The following is an 11,340-nucleotide window of genomic DNA, read 5'->3' as shown; positions in this document are numbered from 1 at the left end:
AGTATAACAAGGCTTTAGCCAAAGAAAGGATTATCATTGAACCTATAAATAGGAAACTCAAAATCTTGAAAATCTTATCCTGTAAATATCGGAATCGTCGTCGAAGATATAGTTTAAGAGTTAACTTGTTGGCGGCTGTTTATAACTATGAGTTAGGGATAGGTATAGCAGCTTCTTGCCTCAGACAGTGATACAATTCAGACTTGAATTGGCCTCAGCGCCTCTCGAACCTAGGAAATTAATTTGGCACGACTACTTAATTTCTACGGGTTCTAAATTATCAGCAGGAGTAAAACCAAAGAGACGGGAATAGAAATAAAATTCTGCATCTAATGCTCGTTTTATCGATTCAGCTTGACGAAATCCGTGTTGTTCTCCCGCAAAGGGAACGTAAGCAACGGGTAAACCTTTCGCTTTTAAAGCTTCTACCATCATTTCCGCTTGATTGGGTGGAACCACTCGGTCTTCTAAACCTTGGAAAAAGATTACCGGACAGGATAACTGAGCGGTAAAATGAATAGGCGATCGCTGATAGTAAATTTCCTTTTCTTGAGGATAAAGTCCCACCAATTTATCTAAATATCTCGACTCGAATTTATGGGTATCGTTGGCTAAAACCTCTAAATCACTAACTCCGTAATAACTAGCTCCTGCTTTAAAAGTATCATGAAAAGTTAAGGCCGCTAAAGTTGTATAACCACCGGCGCTGCCTCCGGAAATTGCCAATCTTTCCCCATCGACTAATCCCTGATTAACCAAATATTTTGCCCCGTTGATGCAGTCTTCCACATCGACAATTCCCCAATTTCCCAGCAAACGCTGACGATATTGACGACCATAACCCGTACTACCGCCATAATTGACATCTAGATAGCCAAAGCCGCGACTGGTCCAGTATTGCACCCGCAGACTTAAACTAGAGGTCGCCGCAGCCGTCGGTCCACCGTGACTTTTGACTAAAAGGGGCGGTAATTCGCCATTGGGGGCGGTATAATCGGGGTTTTTGGGGGGATAATACCAAGCAGATGCCGTTAGTCCCTCACTGGTGGGAAAAGCGAGCATTTCCGGAATCGAGAAATAATCGCTAGAAACAGTTAAATTACTAGAAGATTTGAGAACTTCTCTCGTTCCTGTGGCTAAATCCATTGAGACAACCGCCGTTACTTCCCTGAAAGAACCGCCAATAAAAACTATTTTACTCTCCCTGACTTGTAGGGAAGAAATGTTAGTATCAGCAGTAATAATTTCTTGGAATTCTCGATTAAGAGTATCGATACTTCCTAAATACCAACGGCCATCTTTTGTATAGCTACAAATAATCTGGGATTCCCCAGCAAAGCCGTAGTTAGATAAACCAAAAACCCAATGAGGGTAGGCAAATTCAGCATCAATTGGTTCGATAACTGGTTCGATTTGTTCATCGTGTTTAAAGCAATAAAAGTTCCAGAAATCATTGCGATCGCTGGTAAAATATAAATGTTGATCGGCGGACCAGCGCGGTTCACACACCGACTCATTTTCACCACCAGCAATGACCCGAATATTACTCAAATAAAGATTATTAATATCCGCCACCCAGAGAAAAGAACTATCCCAGGGCATATTAGGATGATTCCAACTAATCCAAGCTAATCGAGAACCATCGGCACTCAAGCGAGGAGAGGTATAAAAATCATCGCCTGATACTAAAGTTTCTATGTTTCCTGTATCCACATCGATGCTGACAATACTATTAACTGGTTCCCGATCTTTTTGGCTATGATCTTCACAAATACAGATTAAACGATTGCCAAATTTATCGAGAATTAAATCCGCATAACGACAGGAATTTTCTGGGGTGAGAGGTTGGGGTAAACTATCAGCAGTTTGGCGATAAATTCTTTGGTCAGCAAAATTACAAAAATAGATAATTCCGGCAACAATTAGATAGGAACCTCCCCCGTATTCATGGACACGAGTTCGCACATTAAAAGGCCCTGGAGTGATGTCTGTAGTTGTGCCGTCGGGGTTTAATTTAACTAAAACATTTCGCCCCTTTTCCTGTGGTCTGCCTTCTAACCAATAAATATCTTCTCCGTCTAGAGTTACACCGCCAAGACTAATCGATCCTGCCACAATTAGATCGGAGGTAATCGGCGATTTCCAGGAACCGTAAGCTGATATTTGATGAGACATTTTCTACTAAAGCAGTGATCTTAATGGTGAACTAACTTGATCAGGAACGCTGATAAATTAAGAGAATTCCCAGTAAACAGGACAAAATAGGGATTGCTAGTGAGCATCCCTACCTGACTCTATGTTTTTCTGCAATCGGAGCGGCGGGATTCGAACCCACGACCCCTACTACCCCAAAGTAGTGCGCTACCAAGCTGCGCTACGCCCCGATATTGAACCTTAACCATCATAGCGATAATCGCAGCATTTTGCAAGCTTTTTTTTTCTTCCTTTCTCCCCCATTCCAGGAATTAGCGGCCAGCTATCTAGCTAATTGGGGAATACGTCCTTTTAATCCCGTCATTAATTGCAGGGCAAACAATTTCAACGGGGGGAAACCACGCATAATTGCCAATCCGAGACGACGGATGACAACGATAGGCGGCCAGTTATTGGAGAACAGGCGATCAAGAAAATCCGTGAAGCCTAAAATCGCTAAATTCTCCGATCTACGCCATTTTTCGTAGGATTTTAGGGTAGAAAGCGCTCCGATATCCCCTTGCTTTTCCACTGCTTCCTTTAATACCTGCGCTAAAGCGGCCGCGTCGCGAATGCCTAAATTTAAACCTTGACCACCGACGGGATGACAACAGTGAGCGGCATCACCAATTAAAGCCAGTCGGGGTTTAACATAGGTATCACTCTGCATTAACTGTACGGGAAAGAGAGCGCGGGGGCTAACTAATTCGAGTTTTCCCAGTAATCCCCCCGTATATGCTTCTAATTTCTTGATAAATTCCGCTTCGGGCATTTCTTGCAGTTTTTTCGCTTCCCCATGGGGATTTGTCCAAACGATCTGACAGCGATTACCCTGGAGCGGTAAAATGCCCATCGGACCGGTGGGCCAAAATCTTTCAAAGGCGGTATCGTTGCGATCGAGTTGATGTTTAATGGTGAAAGCGACACAGGATTGCCAATATTTCCAACCTTTGGTTTTAATTTGCGCCCCTTGCCGGATAGCGGATCTGGCTCCATCGGCCCCGATGAGTAATTTTGTGGTGATTTTTCGGGTTTGACCGGCTTCTTCCAGGGTGACAGTGGCTGTTTCTGCTCCGTACTCCACTTCTAACACTTTGGCAGGGGATAACCAGTCAATGCGATCGCAATCTTGGCCAGCATTGTGCAGGGCGGTTAAAATCACTTGATGTTCGCCCACATAGCCCAAATAATCGGTTTTTAGCTCATCGACCACAAAGGGGACAAAAATCGGGTAATCGGCATCAGAAAGGCGAATATGACTAAATTTACCGATACTGGGCGAGATTTTATCCCAGATACCCAAGCCTGTAAAAATCCGGCTCGACATCAACGAGAGAGCATAAGCTTGACGACGGGAGGCGGCCACCTCTAGGGGGCGTTCCTCGATCATAGCGATATTTAATCCTGTATTTTTTAAGGCCACCGCTAGGGTGGTTCCGACTATGCCACCCCCGACAATGATTAAATCGTAGCTGTCCCGTCCTAACATATAAATATTTTTCTCAAAGATAATCAGTGACTACAATGATCTATTCTGACACGATTTTCGGGGTTGCTGTCGGGTTTGATGGTCTTCACCCCACCTAGCCATTGATAGACTTGGAAGGGTTTTGTCCGTCGTTGATATTTTCGGGTTAGGGTTGAGTAAGTGTTTCGGCTCTCTGCCAAGAGTGCCTCTCTTAACTAGGAAATCACCATGGAACTTGATCAACGAATAGCCGATTTTTATGACTCCTCTAGTGGACTGTGGGAAAGGATTTGGGGCGAACATATGCACCATGGTTACTACGGTCGGGGCGGCAAGATTAAACTCGATCGCCGTCAGGCACAAATTGATTTAATAGAAGAATTATTAACTTGGGGTGATGTCACCAGTGCTAATCAGATTCTCGATCTAGGTTGTGGTATTGGTGGCAGTAGTCTTTATCTGGCCGAAAAATTTCACAGCCAAGCGGTGGGGATTACTCTATCCCCGGTACAAGCCGCTAGAGCCAGCCAAAGAGCGCAAGAGTTTAATTTAGAAGAAAAAGTGAGTTTTCTTGTGGCTGATGCCCTAAAAACCCCCTTTCCTGACGATAATTTTGATCTGGTCTGGTCATTGGAAAGTGGCGAACATATGCCCGATAAAAGGCAATTTCTGCGGGAATGTTATCGGGTTTTGCAGCCCGGGGGGACTTTTTTGATGGCCACTTGGTGTCATCGTCCCACCACTTCCCTCGCCGGTAATTTAACGGAAGGGGAGATTAAACTATTAAACGAGATTTATCGGGTTTATTGTCTCCCCTATGTGATTTCTTTGCCAGAATACGCCGATATTGCCCGTGACATTGGCTTTCGAGACCTAAAAACCGATGATTGGTCTCTATCGGTGGCCGCTTTTTGGGATGTGGTGATTGACTCGGCCCTCAGCACAGATGCGATCGCTGGTTTGTTAGCAAGCGGTTACACTACTATCCAAGGAGCTTTATCTTTAGGGTTAATGCGGCGCGGTTACGAGTCGGGTTTAATTCGTTTTGGCTTACTGCAAGGGAAAAAATAAAGGCCGCTCTCTCCATTTCTTTTTAACAAAACTTAACAATTATTGGCAAAATTTTGCTTGCTTTTGTGGGGAGATTTTGAGATAATATTTTTAAAAGATTTTATTCATAATGGTAATATTTGCAGTTCGTAGAATTTGCACAGATTCCCATTATAAGAAAAGCATAACGCAAACCGCCGCCAAAGTCAAGTCCTTTCCCATACTTATGGGTGCGAATTTCCTGGAATCAAAAAAAGGGCTTTGGTGGGGGGGCAGGTGTTGGGGAGATTTTTGCTGTGTTCAGTGAACAGTTATAAGTTATCGGGTAGAACCGGGGAACGAGATAATGCTCTAGAAGAATTGACTTTTTCAGGATTGCCTGAGCAATTTCAGCCAGATTTACCGAAATATATTCCCCCGAAGCAGCGAACCTGATTCCCCATTTTTTTAGGGAACGATTGTATGGGGTAACTTTCGTTCAGCCCGACAAGAGCCAAAAAATTGCCAGTAGAATTGCCAGGAGGCTCCCAAGAGGAGCTTGATTCCGATGGCTCAGGGCAGATTTGAACTGCCGACCTTGGGCTTATGAGTCCCCTGCTCTGACCAACTGAGCTACTAAGCCGTTGTTTACACAGTTATCAATCATAACACACAATCACCCAGTTGCACAAGAGCAAAAAAGGGAAGATTTTTTCTTCCCTTTGCGGGCATCTTTAACGTCTGCCTGGCAGGAAAGCCATGGGATTAACTGCTCCCCGGCCCGAGGGGTGAACCTCGAAATGTAGGTGGGGGCCGGTGCTAAAGCCACTGCTGCCCATCTGGGCGATCGGCTCGCCTTGCTGAACAGTTTGGCCGCGACGCACCAGCAGACGGCTGTTATGGGCATAGAGAGTGGTGCTACCATCGGGGTGACGCAGTTTCACCAGATTGCCATAACCGCCAGAATTCCAACCGGAGGCGATTACTTCACCGGCGGCCGCCGCCACAATCGGGGTCCCCACTGGACCGGCGATATCGATGCCGCGATGAGGTCTGCCCCAGCGCCAACCGAAACCGGAGGTTAACACACCTCTGGTGGGCCAGATAAAGCCGGTAAAAATGGGGGCGGGATTAGGTAAATACTCATCGGGATTAGCGAGGGGAGGAAGGGAAGGTTCTACGGTTTCGCCGACGGGAATTCGTAGGCGATCATTATATTCTTCCACATTGGTAGGAGCCGAACCGATAATCTGTGGGGGGGTGCTTTGGTTAGAACGAGAACGAAGGGCAGCCCATTGGGGATTAGGGGTTATTTGCCGATCATCGACGGTTTCTGCGGGATTATCGACGGGAATAGCGATACTTTTCTGGGTTTCCGAAAGGTTAGTTTCCCGCAGATTAGCCACCTCTTGGCGCAATCTTTCCCGATAGCTGCCGGTGATATTTTCGGGGAATTCTTCCGTCTCCGTGGTGGCGGTTGCGGCGGGCAAATTTTGTCGATTGCTGGGGTTAAAGGACAATCTCTGGCGATCGCCGACCAAGGGAGTAAGATTTTGATTAACTCTAGCGTTGGCAGAGCGGTCGGGAATCACTAGGGTTTGATTAACTTTAATCCGGTTGGGGTTGTCAATGCCGTTTTCCCTGGCTAATTCGGCGGGGGTGATGCCGAGAGCGCGAGCGATCGTGTTTAAGGTATCCCCTGGCCGAACCCGATAAACTTGGGTTTCTGGGGGAACTATGACCCGAGGATTGGGAACGGCGGGAATTTCAGTCACAGGAGCCGGATTTCGTAGGGCAACGCTGGGAATTTCCGGTCTGCTTGTCAAGGGAGGATTAACGGCAATTGTGGCTATCGGGCGATCGCTTTCAGGGGTGGGAACGGGAATCGGGATCACCTGGCTGGTTGGTCGGGGCGATTCTTCGGGAGCAATAACGGGAATCTCGACAGTGGTTGGCGAATTATCGGGAACGAGAGCGGTAGTTTCGGTGACGATTACTGTTTCCCCGGAATCGGACTGATGGGGGATTTCCTGGGTCCGTAGGGCGGCCAAACTTTCTTGGAGACGTTGACGGGTTTGACGCAGACTAGCAGAGGAACTATCCAACTGCTCAGGAGTTGCTGCCGGGGCTGCCGGGGGCAACTGCTCAGGAGTGGGAATTTTTAAGGTTTGTCCGATAATCAGATCGGATTGGGGGGGGAGATTATTGCGGTTAGCGATCGCTGTAGGGGTGGTTTGATAGGTGTCGGCTAAACTCCACAGGGATTCTCCCGGTTTTACCTGATGCTCAACCACTGATGTGGCGATGAATTTGACGGTAGCAAGTGCTTGGGATTGGATTATTTGCGGTTCTTTTAGTTCTTTACCCGCACCTTTTGCTTTTTGGGACAGGTCAATTACTTCCCATTCTAAGGGTACAGAATTGGCGGCCTGGGCTGATTCTGAGGTGGAGTTGAGAATGCTAGGTACTCCCAGAGAGAGTGCTAATCCCAGCAGGGCAGCCGAGCAACGGACTCGGTTAGACTCAGCAGTGCAATTCTGTTCTGGGGTAGCGGATGTCATGGGGTTGTGGATAAAAGTCTCTTTCAAACAGACCTCCTGTGGTGTAAAGAGTTAGCTAGAGCCAGTCGATTAAGCCGATGATTCTAGCTTTCAGCATTAGCCTTGAGGCTAGAGTAGAAGTTAGGCAACTTTCTTTTTAGTCAAAATACCTAAAGGTGACTTTTAGGAGAGATTAACTTAGATTTTGAAATTATGCAAGTCTCCCTCTGACTATTAGCATCGGGATCACGGCAAGTTGGTGACATTTTGAATGTCCAGATTGACGATGCTCTATCTCAGTTGTTCCAAGCTGATCAGCATTTTTGGTCTTGCCAATTTTTGCCAGTTTTTTGATAGAAATTTTTTATCGGTTTTGCCGTTTAGAAAGAAATTATTAATCATTCGCTGCTCGAAAGGAGCAACGATGGCTATTCAGGGGGCAATACCGGATAAATAGGGTTTGCCGAAAAAATTTTTTCTGGGGGCAGGGTGTGGGGTGTGAGGTGTCGGTCGTCCATGGCAAATTAGGTGACACTTCGTCTTGATGAGAAAAAGGCTGTCAGCATTTCCTTCCCTAATTCAAGGATGGCGATCGCCTGTTACTTATAACTAGACCTCTTGTAAAAATCAAAAATTGTTGTTAGGTTTAGGAGTCCGTAGCCAGTAGTCAGTAGTCAGGAGAGTTAAGAATGAATAATAATCAATTAAATGGTCTATTTACAGATTTTAGGCAATTTAATCCTTATTTTTGCCGTTTTTGAACCCTGAAAAATTAATTATGCAAGAGGGTTACTCTTGAAAACTGATTTTTTTATGGTGAATCTCCTGACAAATATCTTTTTTTGTCTTATGTAATGCTGACTATACCAGCAGGTGAATAGAGAAAAAACTTCTCAGGCAATTGCGGCTCCCTCCTCTGTCCCGGTTGTGGCTCTCACCACAGCATCAAGAACGGTTCTACTCATAATGGTAAACCCGAACGTCAATGTAAAGATTGTGGTCGTCAGTTTGTGATCAACCCCAACGATAAAACTATCTCACCGGAGACTAAACAATTAATTGATCGGCTATTTCTGGAGCGAATTTCTCTAGGAGGTATTGCGAGGGTGACAGGCATAAGTTGATCATGGTTACAAAATTATGTCAACAATAAATTGGCTGCTGTTCCCAGTCAGATAAGGGCGGGCTGAAAAAACCAAGGTTAAATTCACCGGAGAAGGTGATGAGATATAGTCCTTCGTATTCTCTCAAAAAATCAAGGTATGTATTTGGTTAGCCATTGATACAAACACTGGAGAAATCAAGGATTTTATCTAGAAAATAGGAGCCATAAATAGGGTCAAAAATGCTAGAGATTTTTTACCATTAGCTGCTCGAAAATATGCGATTGCTTACGGTAACTTTTGCGATTCATGCAAAACAGTAATTACTCGTCAAAGTCAGCGAGCATTAGGAAAAGAAAGTGATCAAAATAATCCGATCAAAAGATTAAATAATACTTGTCGACAACGGGTTTCTCGGTTAGTGAGAGAGAGTCTATCGTTCTCTAAAAAAATGGAGAATCACCTTGGGGAGCCCTTTGGTATTTTATCCATGACTACAATGTGCAAGAGAGTAAAGCGTTAAGCCGTCATCACTACTTCTGAATCAGCACCAAATTAGGTTACACTTCATCTTGATGAGAAACGCCCTCAAGGAGCAGCGAGTCTCATAATCGCTACAATAATAGATAAAATCCTAATTGCGAGGAAAGCCTATCGATACCATCTTCGGCAATACCCAGGGACTGAAAGCCAGTCAGATGAAACAGCTACAAAGGCTGTACCATGAACGCTTGCCTATTGATACTCTCACCACCCCAGAATTCGCCCAAAGACTGGCGGCTATCAGTACCGATATCCATCAACCCCTCTGCACCTATATCAACCGTCGCGGCCAGGTAATTCGTGTGGGAGTGGGAACGCCCCGACAAACCCAATTTTCTCTCTTGGAACTACCCCGCTACGGTTCCGAACGTCTTTGCGGAATTCGTTGTATCGCCACGGAACTCAAGCAGGAACCGCCAAAAGAATCCAGTTTAACCGCCATGGCTTTGCAAAGATTAGACGCACTGGTGGTCTTAACATTAACCGGTACAGGTATGATCCGTCGCGGTGGTGGGGCGACCGGTTATGTGGAGCAAGTCTATCTGGCGCATCTCATACCACAAAGTCAAACAAATGTCAATAGTAATATATACTGGTCTGTCTCCCCTCCCTTAAATCTAGAGGATTTAAGCAAACAGGACTTTTTAGAGTTAGTGGAAGGACTAGAGGCGGAGTTTCAGCGAGAATTTACCGCTATAACCGTTGATACAGCCGAAGATCGGGTGCTATTGGTTGGTTTAATCACCGACGGTATGAGCGATCGCCAGTTCGAGGACGGTTTAAGCGAATTAGAACGTTTAGTTGATACCGCCGGGGGCAAAGTTTTGCAAGTCACCCGACAAAAACGGGATCATCCCCATCCGCAAACAGTGATCGGTTCGGGAAAAGTGGCAGAAATCGCCCTACAGGTGCAAACTTCGGGGGCTAATTTAGTTGTATTCAATCGCGACCTTTCTCCCGCCCAAATTCGCAATCTAGAGAACCAAATCGGGGTGAGAGTGGTCGATCGCACCGAGGTGATCCTGGATATTTTCGCCCAACGGGCCCAATCCCAAGCGGGTAAACTACAGGTAGAATTAGCCCAATTAGAATACACTTTACCCCGTCTCACTGGGCGCGGATTAGCTATGTCGAGATTAGGGGGAGGAATTGGCACTCGCGGACCGGGGGAGACAAAATTAGAAACAGAACGCCGAACTATTCAACGTCGTTTATCCCGTCTCCAGGATGAGGTGGATCAACTGCAAGCTCATCGTTCCCGTTTACGCAAACAACGGCAAAAACAAGATGTAGCCAGTGTGGCGATCGTCGGTTACACCAATGCGGGAAAATCTACTTTAATTAATGCGCTCACCGCTGCCGAAGTTTATACCGCCGATCAACTGTTTGCTACCCTCGATCCCACCACCCGACGCTTAACTATTACCGATCCCCTCACCCAAGTCTCTCACACCCTTTTACTAACCGATACGGTGGGTTTTATCCACGAATTACCCCCCTCGCTGGTGGATGCTTTTCGGGCAACTTTAGAGGAAGTAACGGAAGCAGAAGCATTACTCCATCTGGTGGATCTGTCCCATCCAGCTTGGGAAAGTCAGATTGCCTCGGTATTAAAAATCCTCTCGGAGATGCCGATTCAAACTGGTCCAATGTTAATGGTGTTTAATAAGTTGGATCAGGTAAAAAGCGACGATTTGGAAATAGCTAAGGAAAAATACCCCCAAGCTGTTTTTATCTCGGCTATTCGTCGGCTAGGATTGGAAACTTTAAAACAAAAGTTAATCGATTTAATCGCTTAATTATTGATACTAAATCTGTTAAGTATAGGCTACTTGTGAGGAGAGGCAAGAGGCAAGAGGCAAAAGGAGGAATAAATAATCAGTTTTTAATAACCGGATTTGGTATGATTATAACTATCATCTATTAGCCCCAAGATAAATTAACTCGGTATCGGGAAGCTTACCAAATATTTTTTCGGAATAGTGTAAAAGCTCATCATTTTTGATTAACTTCAAAAACTCGTCATTGTCAAGAAATAGTTTCCAGCGATTAGTCACATCCATCTGTTGAGCATTGCCAGTAAAGTTCTGCTGTTCAAAGGAACTGCCACCACCATAACTACTAACATAATTTAAGCCACCATCAGAAAACTCTAGATTAAGAGCGGCGGAAATTTTTCGGCGATAACTAATATCTGGACTTCCCCGTTGACAAAAGGCCATAACCGCTGCTGTAGAAGGGATTAAGAGAATTTCCAGCCCCCCGTTACTGGGTACAAATCAGAGAAACTCCCAATAAATCTAACGCTTTTTGTTGCAGTTGAGTCGGTCGAGTTATCTTAGAAAAACGATAACTTCCCTCCCTAATCGTACATTCCACTGTATTCAAGCAAATTGTCCCCAAGTCTTCCAACAAAGTCCGAAAACTATGCACAGGGAGGTTCTCTTGATTCCGTTTTTTTCTC

7 protein-coding genes, 2 tRNA genes and 3 pseudogenes are annotated in these 11,340 nt (G+C 45.4%); 5 read left to right on the top strand and 7 right to left on the bottom strand.

The window, feature by feature from the left end; genetic code table 11:
* Positions 1-191, top strand: a pseudogene (locus tag O9300_RS13705) (IS5/IS1182 family transposase); the annotation flags it as partial.
* A gap of 61 nt (positions 192-252) precedes the next feature.
* Here the strand turns inward: O9300_RS13705 and O9300_RS13700 are convergent.
* From O9300_RS13700 to O9300_RS13690, 3 genes are all read right to left on the bottom strand, one after another.
* Complete coding sequence (locus O9300_RS13700; RefSeq protein WP_287972184.1) at positions 253-2,175, bottom strand: S9 family peptidase; 1,923 nt, start codon at positions 2,173-2,175, stop codon at positions 253-255.
* Between the two features lie 135 nt (positions 2,176-2,310).
* A tRNA-Pro gene (locus tag O9300_RS13695) sits at positions 2,311-2,384 on the bottom strand.
* A gap of 92 nt (positions 2,385-2,476) precedes the next feature.
* Positions 2,477-3,682, bottom strand: a complete 1,206-nt coding sequence (locus O9300_RS13690) for an FAD-dependent hydroxylase (RefSeq protein ID WP_287730030.1) — start codon at positions 3,680-3,682, stop codon at positions 2,477-2,479.
* Between the two features lie 207 nt (positions 3,683-3,889).
* Here O9300_RS13690 and O9300_RS13685 point away from each other — a divergent pair, with 207 nt between their 5' ends.
* Both O9300_RS13685 and O9300_RS13680 read left to right on the top strand, forming a co-directional pair.
* Positions 3,890-4,732, top strand: a complete 843-nt coding sequence (locus O9300_RS13685; RefSeq protein WP_287730034.1) for a methyltransferase domain-containing protein — start codon at positions 3,890-3,892, stop codon at positions 4,730-4,732.
* Positions 4,733-5,014: 282 nt separating this feature from the next.
* Complete coding sequence (locus tag O9300_RS13680) at positions 5,015-5,146, top strand: hypothetical protein (RefSeq protein ID WP_287972181.1); 132 nt, start codon at positions 5,015-5,017, stop codon at positions 5,144-5,146.
* A 113-nt stretch (positions 5,147-5,259) separates the two neighbouring features.
* On the opposite strand, the gene O9300_RS13675 is transcribed toward O9300_RS13680, so the two are convergent.
* Positions 5,260-5,333, bottom strand: a tRNA-Met gene (locus O9300_RS13675).
* A 91-nt stretch (positions 5,334-5,424) separates the two neighbouring features.
* Complete coding sequence (locus O9300_RS13670; RefSeq protein WP_287972179.1) at positions 5,425-7,251, bottom strand: peptidoglycan DD-metalloendopeptidase family protein; 1,827 nt, start codon at positions 7,249-7,251, stop codon at positions 5,425-5,427.
* 896 nt (positions 7,252-8,147) lie between these two features.
* Here O9300_RS13670 and O9300_RS13665 point away from each other — a divergent pair.
* Together O9300_RS13665 and hflX are read left to right on the top strand one after the other, a co-directional pair.
* Positions 8,148-8,876 (top strand): annotated as a pseudogene (locus O9300_RS13665) (IS1 family transposase); the annotation flags it as partial.
* Between the two features lie 95 nt (positions 8,877-8,971).
* On the top strand, positions 8,972-10,675 hold the full coding sequence (hflX, locus tag O9300_RS13660) for a GTPase HflX (protein ID WP_287972177.1): 1,704 nt from the start codon (positions 8,972-8,974) through the stop codon (positions 10,673-10,675).
* Between the two features lie 117 nt (positions 10,676-10,792).
* On the opposite strand, the gene O9300_RS13655 is transcribed toward hflX, so the two are convergent.
* Both O9300_RS13655 and O9300_RS13650 read right to left on the bottom strand, forming a co-directional pair.
* On the bottom strand, positions 10,793-11,098 hold the full coding sequence (locus tag O9300_RS13655) for a hypothetical protein (RefSeq protein ID WP_287972176.1): 306 nt from the start codon (positions 11,096-11,098) through the stop codon (positions 10,793-10,795).
* Positions 11,099-11,141: 43 nt separating this feature from the next.
* Positions 11,142-11,340, bottom strand: a pseudogene (locus O9300_RS13650) (IS1634 family transposase); the annotation flags it as partial.

Origin of the sequence: Microcystis sp. LE19-195.1E (assembly GCF_027532095.1) — a bacterium.
GTDB lineage: Bacteria > Cyanobacteriota > Cyanobacteriia > Cyanobacteriales > Microcystaceae > Microcystis > Microcystis aeruginosa.
Note: the sequence above shows the minus strand (reverse complement) of the source record. Positions and strands in the feature narration are given on the sequence as shown.